The following is a 19,725-nucleotide window of genomic DNA, read 5'->3' on the forward strand; positions in this document are numbered from 1 at the left end:
GGGCCCGGAAACTCAGGCCCTCGGAGTAGCACCATAACCACTTTTTCTGTTATTGTCGACACTAATTCTTAGAAAGGAGCTCACGACATGAAGGCAGCACGCATCGTCCCCAGCGCCACAGGCGGTCTGGTCGAGGTTCTCGAGGTGGCCACCCCCCAGCCGGGAGACTCACAGGTGCTCGTCCGCGTCATGGCCTCGTCGGTCAACCGCGGCGAGGTGCTCCAGGCCAGCCGATTCACCTCCGGGGACCACCTCCCCATCGGCGTCGAGTTCGCCGGCATGGTCGAGAGCGTCGGCGCCGGCGTCACGCAGTGGCAGCCCGGCGACCGGGTGATGGGCCACGGCAACGGCGGCCAGGCGGAGTACGTCGTGAGCTCGCAGCACACGCTCGCCGAGGTTCCCGCAGGCGTGTCGTGGGTCTCCGCGGCCGCGTTCCCCAACGTCTACATGACTGCGCACGACGCGCTGATCACCAACGGGCGCATGGCTCCCGGCGAGACCGTCCTGGTCAACGCCGCCTCGTCCGGCATCGGCATCGCGGCGATCCAGATCGCCCGCGTGCTCGGCGCCGGAACGATCATCGCCACCACCCGCTCCTCGGCCAAGACCGCAAAGCTCCTCGAGCTCGGTGTCGACGTCGTCATCGACACCTCCACCACCGACCAGGTCGAGGCCGTGATGGCCGCGACCGACAACCGCGGTGCCGACGTCGTGATCGACTCGGTCGGCGGCACGGTCTTCGAGGCCAACCTCGACTCCATGGCGATCGAGGGCCGACTGGTCAACATCGGACGCCTCGGCTCGGCCACCTCGACGATCGACCTGACCACGCTGTGGCGCAAGCGCCTCCAGCTGATCGGCGTCACGTTCCAGACCCGGTCCGAGGAGCAGCGCGTTGCCTGCTTCCAGGCTTCGGTCTCCGACCTCGCCAAGCCGTTCGCCGAGGGCCTGATCGTCCCCGTGATCGACAGCACCTACCCACTCGCCGAGATCATGGCCGCCCACGCCTACATGTCGGAGGACAAGCACTTCGGCAAGATCGTGCTCACCGTCGACGACGCGGCTCTCGACCAGGCCTCCGGCAGGTCCTGATGCGGATCGCCTCCCACCTCGACAAGATCGACCGGATTGCCGGGCTGCGCGAGAAGCTCGACCCGATCGAGCACTTCGAGCTCTGGTACTGGGCCACCCTCACCGCGGGCACCAACGTCTACAACGCGTGCCTGCACCTGGCCGGCATCACGCCCGACGACCCGGTGTTCTCGACCGTGCCCGGGGTGCACCTCGTGAAGCAGGACAACGGCGAGTACCGACGCGAGCTGCGCGAGCCGGGCGACGTCAGCCACGTCGGCTGGCCGGCCGTCCCCGGTCCGCTGCCGGCGGACATCCTCGCGATCGAGGAGGCCATGCACGCGATCGAGAAGTACCGCGACCCGTGCCTGCGGGGCACCACCCGCCCCACTCCGGCCATCGTGGCGGAGGTCGAGACCCGGTTCCGCGAGGTGCTCGGGCTGCTCGAGGACCGGCGCGTCGAGGTGGCCTCGTGAAGCCGGCGGAGCACCGTCGGCTCGCCGAGCGGATCACGAACACCCTGGCCCTGCTCGGCTCCAAGGACCCGGAGATCCGGATCGAGGCCGCCATGCTGGCCGGCACCCACTGGGTCAACCACGCACTGCACCACCACGGCGTCTCCACCCCGGACCAGGACATGGTGCACATCTCCATGTCCCTGGTGCACGCCGTGCGGACCTACTCGATCGTCGAGCCCGAGATGATCGCGGCGCTCACCCGCATCGAGGACCTCCGTCCCCTGTACGTCCGCGGCGACGTACCGGACGCCGGAGCCGCCGCCGACGAGGCCGTTGCCCTCCTGGACAGGATCGCGGCCCTCGCCACCGCCCACCACCACCTTGGAGATGCACCGTGAACGGACTCATGATGGAGCAGCAGCTCCTCGTCTCGTCGATCCTGCGCCATGCGGAGCGCCACCACGCCCGCCAGGAGATCGTCTCGGCGCGCGTCGAGGGCGACATCCACCGCTACACGTACGCCGACATGGCCGTCCGCGCCCGCCAGCTGGCGAACACGCTCGACGACCTCGACCTCGACGCGGGTGCCCGCGTCGCCACCCTTGCCTGGAACGGCTACCGGCACCTCGAGCTCTACTTCGCGGCCTCCGGCTCCGGCCGGGTGCTGCACACGGTGAACCCGCGCCTGCACCCCGACCAGATCGCCTGGATCATCGACGACGCCGCCGACGGCGCACTGTTCTTCGAGGCGTCGTTCCTGCCGCTGGTCGCGCAGATTGCCTCCTCGCTCACGACCGTGCGCCACTTCGTGCTGCTGGCCGACAGCGTGCCGGACTCCCCCGAGGCCGCCGCGATCCCCGGCCTGGTCGCCTACGAGCCGTTGGTCGCCGCCGCCTCCTCGACGTACGACTGGCCCGACTTCGACGAGCACCGGGCCGCCGCCCTCTGCTACACGTCGGGCACCACCGGCAACCCCAAGGGCGCGCTCTACAGCCACCGCTCGACGCTGCTGCACTGCTACGCGGTCGCGATGCCCGACGCGATGGGCTTCTCGGCCCGGGAGGTCGTGCTGCCGATCGTGCCGATGTTCCACGTCAACGCGTGGGGCATGCCGTACGCCGCCGCGATCGTCGGCGCCAAGCTCGTCCTCCCCGGCCCCGACCTGAGCGGACCGGCCCTGCACGAGCTGCAGGAGGCCGAGGGCGTCACGTTCTCGGCGAGCGTGCCGACCGTGTGGGCCGGCCAGCTCGAGCACCTGCGCAAGCTCGGCACCAGCCCCTCTACGCTGCGTCGCGCAGTCGTCGGCGGTGCCGCCTGTCCCCCGGCGATGCTGCGGGAGCTGCGCGACGTCCACGGCCTCGAGGTCGTCCACGGCTGGGGCATGACCGAGACCAGCCCGTTCGGCACCGCCGGCGTGCTCAAGGCGCACCACGCCGACCTCGACCCCGCCGACCGCGAAGCCGTGCAGCTGCGCCAGGGCCGGGTCGTCTTCGGCATCGACCTCAAGATCGTCGACGACGAGGGTGTCGAGCAGCCCTGGGACGGCGTCACGTCGGGTCACCTGATGGCGCGCGGCCACTGGGTGCTGGCGGAGTACTACAACCGCCGCGATCTGGAGCCCCTGGTCGACGGCTGGTTCCCCACCGGCGACATCGCCTCGATCGACGCCGACGGATTCATGATGATCACCGACCGCAGCAAGGACGTCATCAAGTCCGGCGGCGAGTGGATCAGCAGCGTGCAGATCGAGGGCCTGGCGATGAGCCACCCCGACATCGACCTCGCGGCCTGCATCGGCGTCCCCCACCCGAAGTGGGACGAGCGTCCCGTGCTCGTGGTGACCCGCGCCCCGGGTGTCTCGCTGGACGAGGACGGGCTGCGCAAGCACCTGGTCGGGGAGATTCCCTCGTGGTGGATGCCGGACCGGATCGTGTTCGTCGACGAGATTCCGATCGGCGCCACCGGCAAGATCGTGAAGACCTCGCTGCGTGAGGAGTATGCCGACCTGCTGGTCGCCGCGGGAGCCTGACCCACCCTCCGCAACGAAGAAGGACCGCATCCCCACGGGGGTGCGGTCCTTCCTCGTGTGTGGCGATGACTCGAGGGCTCAGCTGGCCTTCTCCTCGTCACCCTCGGACGCGGCCAGCTCCTTGACCGCGGTGGCGGCGGAAGCGTGCACGGTGGAGATGCGCTTCTGGGCCAGGACCACGGCCTTCTCCACGTCGCCGGCGATGATCGCCTTGTGGAGCTGGCGCCAGCCCTTGAGGTTGTCCTTGATGTAGTTGGGCTTGCTGCCCAGGCCCAGGCGCACGTAGCGCAACGTCTGCAGGGAGACCGACTGGAGCAGGTCGGCCAGGATCTGGTTGTCGGAGATCGCAGCGACTTCGCTGTTGAGCACGAACGACGCCACGGCATAGGCGTCGATGCTCTCGTCGGCGGCCGCGATGATCTTCGGGATGTGCAGGTCGAAGAGGGCGCGCAGGGCCTCGGGCTGCTCCTCCATCTCGTGGCGCAGGATCATGCCGTAGAGCGTGGAGCGCACCTCGAAGACGTCGGAGAGGTCCTTGGGCGTCGGCACCGGGACCGTCGCGCCGCGCCTGGCCTGGAACTCGACCAGGCGGTCGCGCTCGAGGATGCGCAACGCCTCACGGACGGGCGCGCGGCTCACCTTGAGGGCGGTGCTGATGTCCTGCTCGAGGAGCCGCTGGCCGGTGTGCACGTGGTCGAGCACGATCAGTCCGGCGAGCTTCGCGGCGATCTGTTCGGGGAGGGGCGCGGCGACCTGGGCCTCACGCTGGCGACGCAGCACGGCCTGCTCGACCGCGATGGTCCAGGCGTTGCGCGGCATCAACAGGGTCGACAGGTCGGGCAGGTCCTGTGTCCGGTGACGAGCCATGATGATCACTCCTGATCGAGGCAGACCGACGGTCGCCCTGAATTAATGTTTCTTGTCGACTACATCCTACCTCACCAACGAGTATGGGCACCACGGATCGCTCCGTGATGCCCATTGCCCGTGTCGCACGTGCCTGCTCCTTCGAGCCGGCCTTTCGAACCTACTTCGCTGCGATGAGGTTGACCGCGTCGTCGTACGACACGGGCTTCTTGAGCAGCCCGCCGTCGACGAGGATGTCGACCAACGTGTCGTAGCCCTTCTCGTCGAAGTCGAGGCGGTACTCCCCGATCAGGTCGTCTCCGGTGGCCGGCCACTCCTTGCGGACCAGGTCGGCCGCGTCGCCCTCGAGCTTGAAGGACTTCACCAGGATGTCGCCGAGCTCGTCGGCGTTGGCCGGGTCGTGGGCCCAGTCCATCGCGTCCTTGATCGCCGCCAGGTAGCGCCCGGCCTTGTCCAGCGTCTTGTCGTCGGCGTCGCGCTTCACGGCGTAGATCGACTCCGGCAACCCCGCCAGCTCGGGGACGTCGAGCGTGGAGACCAGCGTGGTCCCGATGCCCTCTGTCTCACCCTTGGCTGAGGTGATGGTGCCCGCCATCAGCACGTCGATCTGCTTGGACTTCAGCGCACCCAGGGCCGTGCCCTCGACACCGACACCGATGAACGTCACGTCGTCCTCGTCCACGCCGGCTTCCTTGAGGATGTGCGTGGCGATCTCCTGGGCGTAGCTGCCCGTCGCGGAGACGCCGATCTTGGCGCCCTTCAGGCTGGCCACGTTCTCCGGGTAGCCCTTGGCCGCGGACTCGTCGTCGTACCCCTTGCGCTGCAGGAACTCGAAGCCGTAGTTGCGCACGTTGCCCGCCGCCACGGACACCTTGTCGGTCGCCGCGAGGGCGACGCTGGTGGGCGCCCACGTGACGTCGACGCCACCCGAGAGCAAGAGCGTCACCAGGCTGGGGCCGTTGTTCGTGTTGACCATCTTGACCTCGACATCGTGGTCAGCGAAGAAGCCCTTCTCTTCGGCGATGATGTCGGGAATCGATGCCGTGGCCCCCGCGATGTATCCGATGCGCACCGTGTCCTCACCGCCCGACCCTGAACATGCCGACAGTGTGGCAACGGTCAGGACTGCCGCACAGGCGGCGATCAACTTCTGCTTCATGGTGGTGTCCTTTGTCAGCGGTCGCTCGGGTAGCGACCGTGGAGGGGTTTGCGGGCTGTTCACACCTTGGGTTCGATCTGGCGGACCAGGTCGTCGTAGGCGACAGGCGCCTTCAGCAGGCCGTTGTCGACCAGCATCTTGTTGATGGCCTCGTAGCCCTTGGGGTCGATCGAGAGCCGGAACTCGTTGATCAGGTCTCCCCCGGTGGGCGCCCACTGCTCGGCGACCAGCGCCGCCAGGTCGCCCTCGAGCTCGAAGTGCTTGGCCAGGATCTCGCCCAGCTCCTTCGCGTTCGCGGGATCGTTGGACCACGTGATGGCGTCCTGGATGGCAGCCAGGTAACGCGACGCCTTGTCCCGCGTCTTGTCGTCGGCGCCCTTCTTGACGACGTACATGTCCTCGGGAAGCTGCGCCAGCCGCGGGATGTCGCGGGTGCCGACCAGCGACGTCGCGATGTCATCGACCTCGGCCTTCGCCGTGGTGACGGGTCCGGCCATCAGAAGGTCGATCTGCTTCGACTTCAGCGCACCGAGCGAGGTGCCCTCGACCCCCACGCCGACGAACGTGACGTCGCCCGGATCGACCCCGGCCTCACGGAGCATCTGCTCCGCAATGACCTGGCCGTAGCTGCCCGTTGCCGAGACACCGATCCGGGCACCGGAGAGCTCCTTGAGGTTCTCCGGGTACGCCTTGTCGAACGCCGCGTCGTCGTAGCCGTTGCGCTGGATCATCTCGAAGGCGTAGCTGCGCAGGGCGCCGCTGACCACCTCGACCTGCGAGCTCGCGGCCAGCACGTTGCTGGTCGGTGCCCACGTGACGTCCAGGCCGCCGGCCACCGCGAGGTTCACCAGGCTCGGCCCGTTGGCCGCGGTGACCTTCTCCACGTCGACGTCGCGCGCCTCGAAGAAGCCCTTCTCCTCGGCGACGACGTCCATGATGGGCACCGTCGCGCCGGCGATGTAGCCGATCTTCACCGAGTCGTCGTCGCCCGAGCACGACGCCAGGGCGGGAACGAGGAGGACGGCCGCCGCGAGTGCGACAACTCTTTTCCTGAGGCCGGCACCCATCATCGCTCCCCGTGCTGCTGCCAGGACAACAGCCGAGACTCGATGACGTTCATCAGGGAGGTGAGTGCCATTGCGAGGGTGGCGAGGATGAACAGCGTGCCGTAGACGCCCGGCAGCTGGAACGTGTTGGTGTTGTAGATGATCAGCTGGCCGAGACCGTCGGTCGAGGCGACCATCTCGCTCACCACGACACCGAGCAGGGAGTAGACCGCGGCCAGCTTGAGGCCGGCGAAGATCGCGGGTACGGCGCTGGGCAGGGTGATCTTCCAGAAGATCTTGCTGCCCGACATGCGGTTCAACCGGGCCAGCTTGGTGTGGTCGGCGTCGACGGAGCGCATGCCGGCCAGGGTGTTGAGCAGCAGCACGAAGAAGACGATGCTGGCGCCCACCGCGACCTTGGACCACACGGTGATGCCGAGGTAGAGGATGAACAGCGGCGCCAGCGCCACGCGCGGCAGGGCGTTGAGGAAGAGCAGGAACGGCGAGACGACCGCGGCCACCCGCTCGAAGCGGCCGAAGAACGTGCCGGCCAGGATGCCGGCGGACGAGCCGATCACGAACGACAGGACCATGGCGATCGCGGTGGCGACGAGGTTCGTGTAGATGATGCCGTCCTGGGCTGCCTGGACGATCCACTTGTAGACCTCGGTCGGCGGCGGCAGGAAGGCCGGGTCGACCATCTCGGCCTTGACGACGTACTCCCAGATCCCGAGCAGGAGTAGGCCGAAGGCGGTGCGCGTGGCGAGCAGGGCCCAGGGGTTCCAGCCGCGCCGGTTCTTGAGGCCGCCCTTGCGGGTGCTCCTGCGCAGCTGCGCCTGGCGGACGGCAGTGGTTCCTGCAGTGGTCACGGTGCGTTCCTTCTCCATGGTGCTCATTTCGCACCTTCCGGAATGAGGGCGCCGGCGTGGAACTCCTCGCGGAGCGAACCCCACAACTGGCTGTAGATCTCCTGGAACTCCGGAGACGTCTGCATGGCCTCGACGTCGCGAGGACGGGACAGCGGGACGCGGATGTCGTCCTTGATGCGGCCGGGACGCGCGCTCATGATGACCACCCGGTCGGCGAGCAGGATCGCCTCGGTCAGGTCGTGGGTGACCATGATGACCGTGGCCTGGGCCTGCTCCCACAGGTTGAGGAACTCCTCATGGATGAGCACGCGAGTCTGGGCGTCGAGCGCCGCGAACGGCTCATCCATGAGGATCAGGGACGGAGAGGTGACCAGTGTCCGGGCGATGGCCACGCGCTGGCGCATGCCCTGGGAGAGCTGCGCCGGGTAGTGGCCCTCGAAGCCGCCGAGACCGACCTGGCCCAGCACGGTGCGCGCCCGGTCGGCGTGCTCCTTGCGGGAAATCGAGGTGCCCTCCAGGGAGAACTCGACGTTGCCGAGCGCCGTACGCCACGGGAGCAACGCGTCGCGGGCCATCATGTAGCCGAGGTTCTCCGGCACCTTGGAGACGATCTCGCCGTTGAGGCTGACCGCACCGTCGGACGGCGAGACGAGTCCCGCCACCATGTTGAGCAGTGTGGTCTTGCCGCACCCTGACGGGCCGATGAGGGCAACGAACTCCCCCGCCGCGATGTCGAGATTGACGTCCTCGGTGGCGAGCACGCCCTTGCCGTAGCGGTGTGACACACCGCTGAAGTTGATCTGGCTGGTCATCTCAGAGTCCTTTCGTGACCGGCTGACCGGGAGGTCAGGCCGGAACTTCGCCCTCGAGAGTCATGCGGTTCAGGGCACGGGGCTGCTCGTCGTAGTCGTGGACGGCGTAGTGCATGGTGCAGCGGTTGTCCCACATCACGAGGTCGCCGACTGCCCACTGGTGGCGGTAGATGTTGTCCGGCACCACCGACTGGGCGTAGAGCCACTCGAGGAGCTGGTTGCTCTCCTCCTGGGTCCAGCCGTCGATGCAGGCGTTCTCCCGGTGGCCCAGGTAGAGCGCCTTGCGGCCGGTCTCGGGGTGGGTGCGCACGAGCGGGTGCACGGCCATGGGGATCTCGCCGGTGTGCTTCATCATGCGGGCCAGGCGGATGCCACGGAACCGGACCTTCAACGTGTCGAGCGTGGCGCGGAGACCGTCGGAGAGACGCTCGTAGGCGGCGTACTGGTTCGACCACATCGTGTCGCCGCCGTTGGGGACGGTGACCGCCGAGAGGATCGAGATCTTTGCAGGCACCTCGACGAACGGGGCGTCGTAGTGCCACGCCTCGGTCGCGGTGGTCTCCTTGTCGACCTTGGTGATCTGCACGAGCTCGGGGTGTCCCTCGAGCGGGTCGAGCATCGCGGTGACGACCGGCTTGCCGAAACGACGGCCGAACTCGATCTGGGTGGCCGGCTTCGCGTGCTGTCCGCGGAAGACCAGCATCTGGTGCTTCAGGAAGCCCTCGCGGATCGCGGCGAACTCCTCATCACTCAGCGAATCGAGCGATACGCCCTCGACGCGTGCGCCGACCGATCCGGTGAGGGGGGTGATTTTCAGGTCCACGGCTTCTGCTCCTTGGTGACGTTCGGGCCAGTCGGAGGTGCACGACTGACTGTGTGTTGCGCATCACGATAACAACTCCACCGATTGATGTCGACAAGAATCTGAACAAATTTCGGAGATCTCAGAACCCGGGCAGAAGGACCACGACCTGTCCGCTGGCCGTGCCACTTTCGACCAGCTCATGGGCCGCCACGATGTCTGCCAGCGGGAAGGTGCTGCCGACGTCGTGGCGCAGGGAACCAACCTCGAGCGCCTCCCCGACCAGGGCGAGTGCGCGAGCCCGTTGCTCGGGGAGCAGGTCGTAGACGAGGAAGAAGCGAACGTCGACGGAGCCTTGGAGGAAGGCCCGGAAGTCAAAGGCGGTGGGCTGGCCCGGGTTGGATCCGTAACAGACGAAGGTGCCGTGCCGGGCCAGCGCGCCACGACTGACCAGTGCCGCCGTACTCGAGAAGTCCAGGTCGATGACCGCGTCGACCCCACGGCCGTCGGTGAGCTCCAGGACGCGCGCGGCGACGTCGGCCTGCTTGTAGTCGATGGCATGGGTGATGCCGGAGCGGGCCAGGAGCTCGGCCTTGCGCCGCGAGCCGACGGTGCCGATCACCCGCGCCCCGGCGCGATGTGCGAACTGGGCGGCATAGAAGCCGACCGACGAGGCCGCTCCGGTGACGAGCACGGTCCTGCCCACCGGATCACCGAGCAGCGTGACCGCGTGAGCGGCGGTCAGCGCAGGGACGCCCAGACAGGCCCCGGCCTCGAACGGGATGGCGTCGGGCAGCCTCGGCGCCTGCGCCTCGGGGAGGGCGATGAACTCGGCGGCAGTGCCACTGGTGCGCCGCCACGCGCCGTTCCAGATCCAGACGCGTTCGCCGATGCGTTCCGCGGAGACTCCGTCGCCGACCCGGTCGATGACGCCGGCCCCGTCGCCGTGCGGCACGACGAGCCCGCCGCCCTCGGGCGGTTGCCAGCGCGCACGGGTCTTCACGTCGGAGGGATTGACGCCGGACGCGGCCAACCGCACCCGCACCTCGCCGGGACCGGGCTCCGGGGCCGGCCGCTCCCCCAGCCTGAACACGTCGGCGGCCGAGCCGCCTCGGGAATACCAAGCAGCCCGCATGGCCACACCACCGTTCTGTCAGTGGCGCATCCGGCGTGCACATGTCGTGGCCGAGGACCCGCCATCCATTGTGTCGACAAGAATAGATGTCGAGCGCGTGGTGGCAATCGGCAGTCCGAGATGACCGTCGGGGCGTACGGCGCGCGAATCGGATCAGCGCGATCACATGGTGACACGCTCACGCGAGGCGACGCCGCCTTCGTTGTCCACAGATGTCGAGAATCCCTTGCCAGGGTTGACGAAACTCGATAGACTCGAACACATGNCGTCCGAAGTCACCCCGCCCCAGGAGCCCACCACGGCCCCTGGAGTGGTGCTGGACGCCTCGACAGTGACTGCGTGGACCTCAGCCTTGCAGAGCATCTCGGAGGCGGTGGGCGACGACGACGCCCGCATCGACGTGATCGGGGCCCTGGAAACCCTCAAGTCGGCCATCGCCGCAGCCCAGGCCGAGCTGTCGGTCGACTTCGACGAGTCGATGCGCGCCAAGGCCGCCGCCTCCGGGGTCGGGAAGCGCCGCCAGGGTCGCGGCATCCCCGAGCAGCTCGCCCTCGCTCGCCGGGAGTCGCCGTACCGCGGGAAACGACACCTCGGCCTCGCCAAGCTCCTTCGGGCAGAGTTGCCGCACACCCGGNGGCGTTCCGGGCCGGACGGATCACCGAATGGGCCGCCACCCTGCTGGCCAAGGAAACCGCCTGCCTGGAGGTCGACGACCGCGCGAAGGTCGACAAGGAGATCGCCGGTGACCTCGAGGCCGTCGCGAAGTTGTCGGAGAAACAGGTCGGTGACCAGGCCCGCAAGCTCGCCGCGAAGCTCGACCCCGCCTCGGTCGCGCACCGGCGGGCGAAGGCGGAGAAGGACCGCCGGTTCACCATCCGCCCGGCACCGGACACGATGACCTACCTCACCGGCCACCTCCCGGTCGGACAAGGCGTGCAGGTGTACGCGGCGTTGAAGAAGGCCGCCGACACCCTGATCGCCGGTGGCGACGAACGCTCCCGGGCACAGATCATGGCCGACACCCTCGTCGAACGTGTCACCGGCAAGACCGAGGCCCCGGCGGTGCCGGTGATGATCAACCTCGTCGTCTCCGACCAGACGCTCCTCGGCACCAGTCACGACCCCGCGCACCTCGACGGGCACGGCACCATCCCCGCCGACCTGGCCCGCCACCTGGTCGCCACCGCACTCGAACACGAAATCCAGACCTGGTTGCGCAAGGTCTACGCCTCACCCCACGGCGGTCTCACCGCGATGGACTCGCGTGCCCGGATCGTCCCCCACGGACTCGCGCGCCTCATCCGGACCCGGGACGGCGGCATCTGCCGCACCCTGTTCTGCGACGCACCCATCCGCCACATCGACCACGCCACCGGCATCGCCAACGGCGGGCAGACGGNCGCGTCCGGTGCCCATCCACCCGACGGGCGACATCAGGTCACCACCACCGCACCGACCGGTCACACCTACGTCTCCACCGCACCACCACTGCCCGGCTGGGCCGACCCGCCACGCCACCTGGCCGTGGTCGAACCACAAGACCCGAGCGACCTCCTCTCCGAGTACGAGCTCATCGACGACGCCGCCTGAACGGTTGTCGAGATGCAGCGAAGATTCTCGGATCGTCGCCATGGACAATCTCTTGAGGTCATGACGGGCTGATGGGCCTGTGACGCGAGAAGTTGGCTACGGAATGGCTCGTGTCTCGAGACCCTGGCCGCCTCATGATCAGCGCCTTCGGACCGCGCGGTCATGCCGAGAATCCGGACGACGCGGAATGCCGGGGCCGCCACCTCGCTTGAGTCAGCATGACAACGATCGGACTCATCGGCAGTGGAAACATCGGTAGCACCGTGGCGAGATTGGCGGTGGCCGCGGGATACGACGTCGTGCTGAGCAACAGCCGCGGACCGGAGACGTTGACTGACCTTGTCGACTCGCTCGGTCCTCGGGCGCGAGCCGCAACCGCTGCAGATGCGGCCGAGGCGGCAGACATCGCGGTGGTGTCGGTGCCGCTGAAGAACTACAGACAGGTTCCTGCAGAGTCCCTGCGCGGCAAGGTCGTGATCGACACCAACAACTACTACCCCGACCGGGACGGGCACATCGCGGTGCTCGATGCCGAGTCGACGACGACGAGCGAACTGCTGCAGGCGCACTTGGCCGGCTCCCACGTGGTCAAGGGCTTCAACAACATCTACGTTGACCACCTCGCTGCACTCCCGCGACCCGCGGGCAATCCCGAACGATCGACCCTCACGATCGCGGGCGATGACGACACGGCCAAGCAGGCGGTTCGGCAGTTCCTCGACGCAGTCGGGTACGACGCGCTCGACGTCGGGTCGCTCGCCGAGGGATGGCGCTACCAGCGCGACACCGCGGCCTACGTGATGCCGTACGTCGAGCCGGGAACGACCTACCCCGACTGGTCTGCCCGTCCCACCCCGGCCGATGTGCTGCAGACCGCCCTCGGCGCGGCGCGGCGGTACCGCGACATGTGATCGGGCGACGTTGGTTGGACTGATCGAACCCCGAATGGCCCGGGAGCTTCACTGCGTGCGCAGCACGAGGGCACGATCTCGGTGCTGGCGACCAGGATGCCGTGCGTGTGGTGGACCTTCTGAGCCGGAACGGTCGACACGTGGTTCAAGTCGATGTCTGGCGTACCGAGGCGCGGGGGGCCTTCCCCTCAACTCCTGACGGTGGGACGATCGGGCCGGAGGTCCGAGATGCCCCGACAGATCGTCACGACGTCGAACGCGCCCAGCTCACCACTTTTCAGCCAAGGAGTCCGGGCCGGATCCCAGGTGTTCATCTCAGGAACCACCGGCATCGATGTGAGCACCGGCCGCATGGCGGGCGACGACATCCAGGCCCAGACCAGGCAGGCATTGGCGAACTGCGAAGCCATTCTGCGACAAGCCGGTGCGACGCTCGATGACGTCGTCGAGATAGGCGTCCTCCTCGCCGACCCGAGCGACTTCGCCGGCATGAACGAGGAGTACGCCCGGTGGTTCCCGTCTGAGCCACCTGCCCGCTACGCGGCCAAGCTAGGGGCAGAGATACCGGGCCTGCTCGTCTCGATCCGAATGACCGCATTCCTGGCCTGAGCGCGCGCTGGCGGTCCAAGTCCAATCTTTCCCGGTTCTCGACAACGGTCCAGTCGCTCTCATGGCGCCGGTCGAGTTGGGTACCGCTGGTCATGACCAACTCACCGAACGAACCCGGGCCTGCACCGTCCGACAAGAACCGGCACATCGAGCCGGAAGACGTGCCGGCCGAGGAACACATGGAGACGGCAGACATCTCCGAGCGCGTCGACCTCGACCCTGAGGAGCAGGTCAATCGGCCGGACCAGACCGACGACTCGATCGCCGACGCCGAGACGCCCGAGGACCGCTGAGCAACTGGCCGTCCGCCGCCCAAACGGGTCAGCGCGCGAGGATGACCGAGGACCCGTGGCCGAACAGGCCCTGGTTGGCGGTGATCCCGACCCGGGCACCCTCCACCTGACGACCCTCGGCCTGCCCACGCAGCTGCCAGGTGAGCTCACAGACCTGGGCCAACGCCTGCGCCGGCACCGCCTCACCGAAGCAGGCCAACCCACCCGAGGGGTTCACCGGGATGCGGCCACCGATCGTGGTGTCCCCGGCCCGCAACAGGTGCTCGGCCTCACCGCGCTTGCACAGGCCGAGGTCCTCCATCCAGTCCAGCTCGAGAGCGGTCGACAGGTCGTAGACCTCCGCCACATCGACGTCCTCCGGGCCAAGGTCGGCTTCGGCGTACGCCGCGTCGGCGATCGACTCCTTGAAGGTCCGCTCGTCACTGGACCCGGCGTCTGTGGACATCAGGGGCATGTCGATCGTGGTCTGCGGGAACCTCGGCGTCACCGTCGAGATCGCCTTGACCGTGACCGGGTCGGTGAGCCCGTGCTTGCGGGCGTACTCCACCGAGGTCAGTACGACGGCCGCGCCACCGTCGCTGGTGGCGCAGATGTCGAGCAGGTGCAAGGGATCGCAGACCACGGCCGAGTTGAGGACGTCGTCGGCACTGACCTCCTTGCGATAGCGGGCATTCGGGTTGGCCAGCCCGTGTCGCGAGTTCTTGACCTTGACGGCCGCGAAGTCGGCCGCCGTGGCGCCGTACAGGTCCATCCGGCGTCGGGCGTAGAGCGCGAAGTACGCCGGGTTCGTCATCCCCAGCAACCGGAACCGCAACCAGTCCGGGTCGTCCCACCGCTCCCCCGCATTCGGTGCCAGGAACCCCTTCGGCGTCGTGTCGGCACCCACCACGAGCGCCACCTCGACCTGGCCGGCCAGGATCTGCGCGCGGGCCGTGTCCAACGCCTGCGCACCGGTCGCGCACGCGGCGTAGGAGGTGGCCACCTTCGCACCGTTCCAGCCCAACGCCTGCGCGAACGTCGCACCCNGCCGACGATCAGGCCGACGTCACTCCAGTCGACTCCCGCATCGGCCAACGCAACACGGGCAGCGTGGACGCCGTACGACACGAACGAACGACCCCACTTCCCCCACGGGTGCATGCCGACACCGGCCACCACGACATCGCGCTTCATGCCCGGGCTCCCATGTTCTCTACGGTCCCTGTGGACTCGACCGACGAGGCGGGACGCCAGCGCCAGATGGTGCGCTCTCCGGACTCGTCGACGTACAACGTCTCGACGACGAGCTCGACCTGAGCTCCGACCTGCAGGTCGGTGACACCGAAGCCGGTGGCGACCTGGCCCAGCACGACCAGGCCCTCGGGGAGCTGGACAGCGGCGATCGCGAACGGCTCGTGCGACTCACTGGCCGGGATGTACGGCGGCGGCGGCTGGTACTGCGCATCGGTGTAGGACCACACCGTTCCCGTGCGCGAGAACTCGTAGGTCTCGAACTCCTCGCCCGAGCACGCGGGGTTGCGGCAGAAGCCGGTCTCGCGAGGGAAGTAGACGGTGGCGCACGACGTACAACGCGTGCCGAGCAGGGCGGCTGCCTCACCAGTGGTGAACCAGCCGTCGATCACGGGGGTGGCGGTCATGGCACCACCTTGGTGCACCATGCCGCTCGGGGCGAGGGGAGTCCCGCTGATCGGTAGCGCGCAGCCTACATCCGCGTGACGACGGGAGCGGCCGGATCGTCGTACGCAACGACGATGCTGGCGCGCTCGACCGGACGCTCCTCGGCCACGTAGATGTCGCAGGCCGCCATGTAGCGGGCGTCGTACGCCGCCCTGGCCTGTTCCTCGCCCCCGAGGGCCGACGAGTCGCGCCCGACGCCACGCAGCATGGCCGCCTCCCGCGTCGTGTCGAGGTAGATCACCTCGTCCCAGAGCTCACGGAGCTCACCACGCTGGAGGAAGGTGCACGCTGCGACCAGCACTGCGTCCGGTTCAGCGGTGGCGACCCGGTCGTCGAACACCTCGTCCGTCTCGAGGTCGTGCACCTTGGTGGCGTAGGTCAGCGAGCCGCCGGGACCGAGTGGACGCAGCACCCGCTGTGCCAACGAGTCGAAGTCGTAGGCGCTCTCGTAGTAGACCCGCGCCTGGTCGTCGGACGGGCGTCGGCGTACGGCGCGCACGTGGTGGAAGCCGTCGGAGTCGAGGTGCACCGCCGGCACACCTCGGGCCGTCAACCGGTCGGTCAGCTCGTGGGCGAGAGTCGTCTTGCCCGAGCCACAGCGTCCGTCGATGCCCACACGGAGCGGGTGGTCGGTGCGGGCGGAAGCCAGCCGGTCGGCGAGCCGGTCAAGGACGGCGTCACGATCAGTCACCCCCACAGCATGCCGAACCGGCCGTGACGGATGCCGGAGGCATTGCGGGGCATTCGATAGTTTCGCCCGTGTGACCGATGCTCCCGCCCTGGTGATCCTCGACTGCGACGGCGTGGTCGTCGACACCGAACGCCTCGTGCAGGAGGTCGACCTGGCGATGATCTCCGACCTCGGCTGGCCGATCACGCTGGCCGAGATCCACGAGCAGCACCTGGGTCGATCAACCGCGGACGTGGCCGCGAACGTGGCGCGCCACATCGGCCGCCCACTGCCCGGCGGGTGGCTCGACGCGCGCCGCCGAACCTACCGAGAGGCCTTCGCCGAGCGCCTCCAGCCGGTGCCAGGTTTCGTGGATGCGCTCGGCCGGATCACCGCCGCCGGCCATCCGACCTGCATCGCCTCGTCGGGCACCCATGACGCGATCCGGTTCAGCCTCGGCCGCACGGGGCTGCTCGACACCTTTGCCGGCCGCATCTTCAGCAGCCAGGACGTCACGCACGGCAAGCCGGCTCCCGACCTGTTCCTGCTGGCCGCACGCGAAATGGGTGCGGCGCCTCGCGAATGCGTAGTGGTGGAGGACAGCCCGTCGGGAGTCGCCGCAGCTCGCGCCGCCGGCATGCCCGTCGTGGGGTACGCCGGGCTCACGCCCGCGCGCCTGCTGGCCGAGGCCGACGTCGTGATCGACGACATGGCCGCCCTGGTGCAGGCATTGCGTCGAGCCGCAACGCCAGACGCCTAGTGTCGTGGGTCAGGGGGCGACGCCGGCACAGAGCGCGAGCACGACAAGGCACAGTCCCCCGGCCACCACCGAGACCGCCAACGGAAGCATCCCGTCGCGCAACAGCAGGACGAACTCCGGCTCGGCCTTCGAGCGCACGCTCCACCGGCCCCGGCGCAGCGCAGAGGCCGCGACCCACAGGGCCAGCACCGCACCGGCCGCTCCCCCGACGAACAGCACCGGCGCCGACTCGACCAGCGCGATCCTGCTGATCACCAGCGCAGCGACGAACAACGAGAGTCCACTCCGGCGCCAGGCCAGCAGGGTGCGCTCCTGCTGGAGCCCGGGCGCACGGGTGCTCACCCGACCAGGCCCACGACGACCATCACGATCGACACCGCCGCCACGGCGATCGCGAGGACGATGCCCATCGAGTTCGACGGCAACGGGTGACCGCGCCGCAGCGCCTTCTCGGTGCGGGCCCAGCCGAGCCAGGCATGCACGGCACACCCGAAACCAGCCAACGCCAACAGGGCGGCCGTCGTCCGCGCGACCGCCTCAGGCACACCCAGGTCGAGGGCATGTACGGCGGCAGCACCCGCCAGCAGCGCGAGCGTCGTCCGGATCCAGGCCAGGAACGTGCGCTCATTGGCCAGGGAGAACCGCGGGTCTGGCTCACGACCCTCGGCGTACACCGCGGCCGGCCGGCGCGTGTCGGGGACGTCGAGCATGTCGTCATGGACGGAGGAGGCGGTCATTCAGGTACCTGTTCTTTCATGCGTGCCTGGCGCAGTTCGTCGTCGGCGAGCAGCGATGCATCGAGGAGGGAGAGCCCGTCGCGCTGGTGAGCGGCAATGCCCGCGCGCCACTGCACGAGGTCGGCATGGCTCTGCACGATGAAGCTCTGCGCCGCCGGATTGAGGGCGCTGCTGCGGTGCACGATGCCGAACGCGGTGGTGATTGCCGGCTCGGTCTCGAAGACCGCCGCACCGAGTCGGTGCGCGGCGGTCGCCATGCGCAGGGGCAGGAACGCGCTGGCCGCGCCGTTGAGGACCAGCGTCATCTGGGCGTGCCGGTTGGGCACGTGGGCCGTGATGCGCGGTGAGATCGACTCGTTGCGCAGGATGGTGGCGACGATGTCGTTCTCCCGGGCGGCGGCGCTGCTGGCCACGAGCGGCACCTTGGCGAGGTCGCGGATCGGGATCGGTGTGCGAGCCGGCTGTGTGCCGGGCGGCATCACCAGCAGCAGTCGCTGCACGCCGAGGTCGATGCGCTCGAGGGTGTCGGTCGGCACGGGGAACGTGGTGAACCCGATCTCGCAGTGCCCGACCAGCACCTCGTCGCAGAGCTCGGCGGCACTGTCGAACTCGGAGAGCTCGATGCGGATCTCGGGGTGCAGCCTGGTGAACGACGCACTCCAGGCCGCGACCGCCTCACTCGACATCTCGGGCATCGTGCCGATCGAGATCGACCCGACCTGCAGCTCACGCGCCTCACGCATGATGTCCTGCGCGGCCAGGAGATCGGCGAGCACCCGGCGGGCCGGCTCCACCAGCAGCTGCCCCGCCGAGTTGAGCACGAGGTTCCGACCAGTGCGGTGGAAGAGGGTCAGCTTCAGCTCGCGCTCAAGCTGCCGGATGCTCTGCGAGATCGAGGCCTGGGCGACGTTGAGGTGCGTCGCAGCCTTGTTGACCCCGTCGCACTCGACCACGGCGAGGAAGTACTCGAGCTGACGGATGTCCATCTTCACGTCCTCACCGTGGGCCTCATCGCTGGCAACCTGATCGTCTCAGGTCACGCGCGGAACGTGTTGGGAAGCGTCCCGTCAGCTGACACCTGCTTGACCATCGCGCGGCCGAGGTTGCGCTCGTGGATCGGCGAGGAGCCTTCGTAGATGCGCAGGGCCCGCACGTCGCGCCACATCCGCGGCACCGGGTGGGGACCCACGATGCCCTCGCCGCCCAGCAACTGGACGCAGCGGTCGGCCACTCGGCTGGCCATCTCGGAGCCGTAGAGCTTGGCGGCCGCGATTCGGTGCCGAGGGATGACGCCGGTGTCGAAGCTGCGCGCACTCTCGATCACGAGCGCCCGGCCGGCCTCCATCTCGGCGAAGCTCTCCCCGAGGGTGGCCTGGACGGCACCCAGCTCGGACAGCGCCGAGCCGAACTGCTCACGACCGTTGACGTGGGCGGTGGTCTCCTCGAGGATCCGGGTCGCCTGGCCTACGCAGGTTGCGGCGACGTGCATGCGTGCGTGGTTGATGCCGCGGAGCGCCATGGTCAGGCCGGTGCCCTCGACACCGCCGAGCAGGTTGGCGGCCGGCACCTCGACGTCCTCGAAGTGGATCTCGCCGACCGGAGCCTCCGCGTGGCCGTTCATGATCTCGGGGAGTGCGGTGGTGACGCCGGGCGTCGCGGCGTCGACGATGAACGCGGAGACGCCGTTCGCCCCGGGCTGGTTCGGGTCGGTGCGGGCGAAGACGACGAACGCGTCGGCCCAGGCGGCGTTGGTGATGTACCGCTTGCTGCCGTTGAGCACGTAGACGTCGCCTCGGCGCTCCGCGGTGGTGGTCAGGTTGGCGGCGTCGGAGCCGGCGCCCTCCTCGGTCAGTGCGAAGGCGGTGACCAGCTCGCCGGCGGCCATCCTCGGCAGCAGCTCTTGGCGTTGCTCGTCGGTTGCGTGGTCGAGGATCCCCTGTGAGCACAGGCCGATGACGGTCGAGAACCTCGACCGATAGACGCACGACGCCCGGGTGAACTCGAAGGTCAGCAGCACCTGCTGCTCCATGCTCCAGCCGAGCCCGCCGTACTCCCTCGGGATGGTGATGCCGAAGAGTCCGAGCTCGCCCATCCGCTGGATGAGGCGCTCCGGCACGGCACCGGCGGCGACCATCTCGTTCTCGGCCGGGATCAGCTCGTCCTGGGTGAACTCGGCGATCAGCTTGCGGTAGCCGTCGAAGTCGAGGTCGTGGATTTCGGGGGCGATCAT

The 19,725-nt window shown here is 68.5% G+C and carries 23 protein-coding genes and 1 pseudogene; 10 read left to right on the forward strand and 14 right to left on the reverse strand.

Annotation, left to right across the window (positions count from 1 at the left end; all coding sequences use genetic code 11):
- Nucleotides 1–87 precede the first annotated feature (87 nt).
- From ASH02_RS24190 to ASH02_RS24205, 4 genes are read left to right on the forward strand one after another with little or no spacing between them, the layout of a single operon-like run.
- A complete protein-coding gene (locus ASH02_RS24190) occupies nt 88–1,092 on the forward strand; it encodes a zinc-binding dehydrogenase (RefSeq protein ID WP_057295619.1) in 1,005 nt (334 codons plus the stop codon).
- A complete protein-coding gene (locus ASH02_RS24195) occupies nt 1,092–1,547 on the forward strand; it encodes a hypothetical protein (RefSeq protein ID WP_057295620.1) in 456 nt (151 codons plus the stop codon). The genes ASH02_RS24190 and ASH02_RS24195 overlap by 1 nt, the downstream gene beginning before the upstream one ends.
- Nucleotides 1,544–1,927 (forward strand): hypothetical protein, encoded by a 384-nt coding sequence (locus ASH02_RS24200; RefSeq protein ID WP_057295621.1) that lies wholly within the window; start codon nt 1,544–1,546, stop codon nt 1,925–1,927. The genes ASH02_RS24195 and ASH02_RS24200 overlap by 4 nt, the downstream gene beginning before the upstream one ends.
- A complete protein-coding gene (locus ASH02_RS24205) occupies nt 1,924–3,558 on the forward strand; it encodes a long-chain-fatty-acid--CoA ligase (RefSeq protein ID WP_057295622.1) in 1,635 nt (544 codons plus the stop codon). Before ASH02_RS24200 ends, ASH02_RS24205 begins: the two co-directional genes overlap by 4 nt.
- A gap of 78 nt (nt 3,559–3,636) precedes the next feature.
- Here ASH02_RS24205 and ASH02_RS24210 read toward each other — a convergent pair whose 3' ends face one another.
- The 7 genes from ASH02_RS24210 to ASH02_RS24240 all read right to left on the reverse strand — a co-directional run bounded on the left by ASH02_RS24210 (nt 3,637) and on the right by ASH02_RS24240 (nt 10,248).
- A complete protein-coding gene (locus ASH02_RS24210) occupies nt 3,637–4,425 on the reverse strand; it encodes a GntR family transcriptional regulator (protein ID WP_057295741.1) in 789 nt (262 codons plus the stop codon).
- A gap of 160 nt (nt 4,426–4,585) precedes the next feature.
- Entirely contained in the window at nt 4,586–5,584 is a 999-nt protein-coding gene (locus tag ASH02_RS24215) for an ABC transporter substrate-binding protein (protein WP_057295623.1), read from the reverse strand.
- Nucleotides 5,585–5,643: 59 nt separating this feature from the next.
- Nucleotides 5,644–6,651: an ABC transporter substrate-binding protein gene (locus ASH02_RS24220; RefSeq protein WP_057295624.1), complete on the reverse strand. Its 1,008-nt coding sequence runs from the start codon at nt 6,649–6,651 to the stop codon at nt 5,644–5,646.
- Complete coding sequence (locus ASH02_RS24225) at nt 6,651–7,526, reverse strand: ABC transporter permease (protein WP_057295625.1); 876 nt, start codon at nt 7,524–7,526, stop codon at nt 6,651–6,653. The genes ASH02_RS24220 and ASH02_RS24225 overlap by 1 nt, the downstream gene beginning before the upstream one ends.
- Nucleotides 7,523–8,311 carry an ABC transporter ATP-binding protein gene (locus ASH02_RS24230; RefSeq protein WP_057295626.1) on the reverse strand — a complete coding sequence of 263 codons (789 nt, stop codon included), beginning with the start codon at nt 8,309–8,311 and terminating at the stop codon, nt 7,523–7,525. The genes ASH02_RS24225 and ASH02_RS24230 overlap by 4 nt, the downstream gene beginning before the upstream one ends.
- Nucleotides 8,312–8,345: 34 nt before the next feature.
- Complete coding sequence (locus ASH02_RS24235; RefSeq protein ID WP_057295627.1) at nt 8,346–9,134, reverse strand: TauD/TfdA dioxygenase family protein; 789 nt, start codon at nt 9,132–9,134, stop codon at nt 8,346–8,348.
- Between the two features lie 121 nt (nt 9,135–9,255).
- Nucleotides 9,256–10,248 carry an NADPH:quinone reductase gene (locus ASH02_RS24240; protein ID WP_057295628.1) on the reverse strand — a complete coding sequence of 331 codons (993 nt, stop codon included), beginning with the start codon at nt 10,246–10,248 and terminating at the stop codon, nt 9,256–9,258.
- A 352-nt stretch (nt 10,249–10,600) separates the two neighbouring features.
- Between ASH02_RS24240 and ASH02_RS27180 the strand changes: the two are divergent.
- From ASH02_RS27180 to ASH02_RS24265, 5 genes and pseudogenes are all read left to right on the forward strand, one after another.
- A pseudogene (locus tag ASH02_RS27180) lies at nt 10,601–10,882 on the forward strand (hypothetical protein); the annotation flags it as partial.
- 41 nt (nt 10,883–10,923) lie between these two features.
- On the forward strand, nt 10,924–11,647 hold a 724-nt coding region (locus ASH02_RS27625; protein WP_442938430.1), incomplete at its 3' end, for a DUF222 domain-containing protein.
- 409 nt (nt 11,648–12,056) lie between these two features.
- Nucleotides 12,057–12,749: an NADPH-dependent F420 reductase gene (locus ASH02_RS24255; protein ID WP_057295631.1), complete on the forward strand. Its 693-nt coding sequence runs from the start codon at nt 12,057–12,059 to the stop codon at nt 12,747–12,749.
- Nucleotides 12,750–12,977: 228 nt separating this feature from the next.
- On the forward strand, nt 12,978–13,358 hold the full coding sequence (locus tag ASH02_RS24260) for a RidA family protein (protein ID WP_056686999.1): 381 nt from the start codon (nt 12,978–12,980) through the stop codon (nt 13,356–13,358).
- Between the two features lie 92 nt (nt 13,359–13,450).
- On the forward strand, nt 13,451–13,651 hold the full coding sequence (locus ASH02_RS24265) for a hypothetical protein (protein WP_056687002.1): 201 nt from the start codon (nt 13,451–13,453) through the stop codon (nt 13,649–13,651).
- Nucleotides 13,652–13,679: 28 nt separating this feature from the next.
- Here ASH02_RS24265 and ASH02_RS24270 read toward each other — a convergent pair whose 3' ends face one another.
- The 3 genes from ASH02_RS24270 to ASH02_RS24280 form a co-directional block, all read right to left on the reverse strand.
- On the reverse strand, nt 13,680–14,633 hold the full coding sequence (locus ASH02_RS24270) for a lipid-transfer protein (protein WP_235539121.1): 954 nt from the start codon (nt 14,631–14,633) through the stop codon (nt 13,680–13,682).
- A gap of 187 nt (nt 14,634–14,820) precedes the next feature.
- The gene (locus tag ASH02_RS24275; protein ID WP_082564071.1) at nt 14,821–15,288 is read right to left on the reverse strand and encodes a Zn-ribbon domain-containing OB-fold protein; all 468 of its coding nucleotides are present in this window, start codon (nt 15,286–15,288) and stop codon (nt 14,821–14,823) included.
- A 65-nt stretch (nt 15,289–15,353) separates the two neighbouring features.
- Nucleotides 15,354–16,019: a uridine kinase gene (locus ASH02_RS24280; RefSeq protein WP_235539112.1), complete on the reverse strand. Its 666-nt coding sequence runs from the start codon at nt 16,017–16,019 to the stop codon at nt 15,354–15,356.
- 70 nt (nt 16,020–16,089) lie between these two features.
- Between ASH02_RS24280 and ASH02_RS24285 the strand changes: the two genes are divergently transcribed.
- Nucleotides 16,090–16,758, forward strand: coding sequence for an HAD family hydrolase (locus ASH02_RS24285; RefSeq protein ID WP_056889717.1), 669 nt, complete (start codon nt 16,090–16,092; stop codon nt 16,756–16,758).
- A 9-nt stretch (nt 16,759–16,767) separates the two neighbouring features.
- Here ASH02_RS24285 and ASH02_RS24290 read toward each other — a convergent pair whose 3' ends face one another.
- Genes ASH02_RS24290 through ASH02_RS24305 form a run of 4 tightly spaced genes read right to left on the reverse strand, consistent with a single transcriptional unit; the run spans nt 16,768 to nt 19,725 of the window.
- Complete coding sequence (locus ASH02_RS24290; protein WP_056889718.1) at nt 16,768–17,100, reverse strand: DUF202 domain-containing protein; 333 nt, start codon at nt 17,098–17,100, stop codon at nt 16,768–16,770.
- Complete coding sequence (locus tag ASH02_RS24295; protein WP_235539113.1) at nt 17,097–17,495, reverse strand: YidH family protein; 399 nt, start codon at nt 17,493–17,495, stop codon at nt 17,097–17,099. The genes ASH02_RS24290 and ASH02_RS24295 overlap by 4 nt, the downstream gene beginning before the upstream one ends.
- Entirely contained in the window at nt 17,492–18,481 is a 990-nt protein-coding gene (locus tag ASH02_RS24300; protein ID WP_056889720.1) for a LysR family transcriptional regulator, read from the reverse strand. The genes ASH02_RS24295 and ASH02_RS24300 overlap by 4 nt, the downstream gene beginning before the upstream one ends.
- A gap of 50 nt (nt 18,482–18,531) precedes the next feature.
- Nucleotides 18,532–19,725, reverse strand: coding sequence for an acyl-CoA dehydrogenase family protein (locus ASH02_RS24305; RefSeq protein WP_057295633.1), 1,194 nt, complete (start codon nt 19,723–19,725; stop codon nt 18,532–18,534).

It is taken from the genome of Nocardioides sp. Soil796 (assembly GCF_001429525.1).
GTDB lineage: Bacteria > Actinomycetota > Actinomycetes > Propionibacteriales > Nocardioidaceae > Nocardioides.

Excerpts from the sequence above, each read along its gene's own strand:
- ASH02_RS24190 (WP_057295619.1), top strand. The coding sequence starts at position 88 with ATGAAGGCAGCACGCATCGTCCCCAGCGCCACAGGCGGTCTGGTCGAG.
- ASH02_RS24195 (WP_057295620.1), top strand. The coding sequence starts at position 1,092 with ATGCGGATCGCCTCCCACCTCGACAAGATCGACCGGATTGCCGGGCTG.
- ASH02_RS24210 (WP_057295741.1), bottom strand. The coding sequence starts at position 4,425 with ATGGCTCGTCACCGGACACAGGACCTGCCCGACCTGTCGACCCTGTTG.
- ASH02_RS24215 (WP_057295623.1), bottom strand. The coding sequence starts at position 5,584 with ATGAAGCAGAAGTTGATCGCCGCCTGTGCGGCAGTCCTGACCGTTGCC.
- ASH02_RS24220 (WP_057295624.1), bottom strand. The coding sequence starts at position 6,651 with ATGGGTGCCGGCCTCAGGAAAAGAGTTGTCGCACTCGCGGCGGCCGTC.
- ASH02_RS24225 (WP_057295625.1), bottom strand. The coding sequence starts at position 7,526 with ATGAGCACCATGGAGAAGGAACGCACCGTGACCACTGCAGGAACCACT.
- ASH02_RS24230 (WP_057295626.1), bottom strand. The coding sequence starts at position 8,311 with ATGACCAGCCAGATCAACTTCAGCGGTGTGTCACACCGCTACGGCAAG.
- ASH02_RS24240 (WP_057295628.1), bottom strand. The coding sequence starts at position 10,248 with ATGCGGGCTGCTTGGTATTCCCGAGGCGGCTCGGCCGCCGACGTGTTC.
- ASH02_RS24255 (WP_057295631.1), top strand. The coding sequence starts at position 12,057 with ATGACAACGATCGGACTCATCGGCAGTGGAAACATCGGTAGCACCGTG.
- ASH02_RS24260 (WP_056686999.1), top strand. The coding sequence starts at position 12,978 with ATGCCCCGACAGATCGTCACGACGTCGAACGCGCCCAGCTCACCACTT.
- ASH02_RS24265 (WP_056687002.1), top strand. The coding sequence starts at position 13,451 with ATGACCAACTCACCGAACGAACCCGGGCCTGCACCGTCCGACAAGAAC.
- ASH02_RS24275 (WP_082564071.1), bottom strand. The coding sequence starts at position 15,288 with ATGACCGCCACCCCCGTGATCGACGGCTGGTTCACCACTGGTGAGGCA.
- ASH02_RS24295 (WP_235539113.1), bottom strand. The coding sequence starts at position 17,495 with ATGACCGCCTCCTCCGTCCATGACGACATGCTCGACGTCCCCGACACG.
- ASH02_RS24300 (WP_056889720.1), bottom strand. The coding sequence starts at position 18,481 with ATGGACATCCGTCAGCTCGAGTACTTCCTCGCCGTGGTCGAGTGCGAC.
- ASH02_RS24305 (WP_057295633.1), bottom strand. The coding sequence starts at position 19,725 with ATGATCGCCCCCGAAATCCACGACCTCGACTTCGACGGCTACCGCAAG.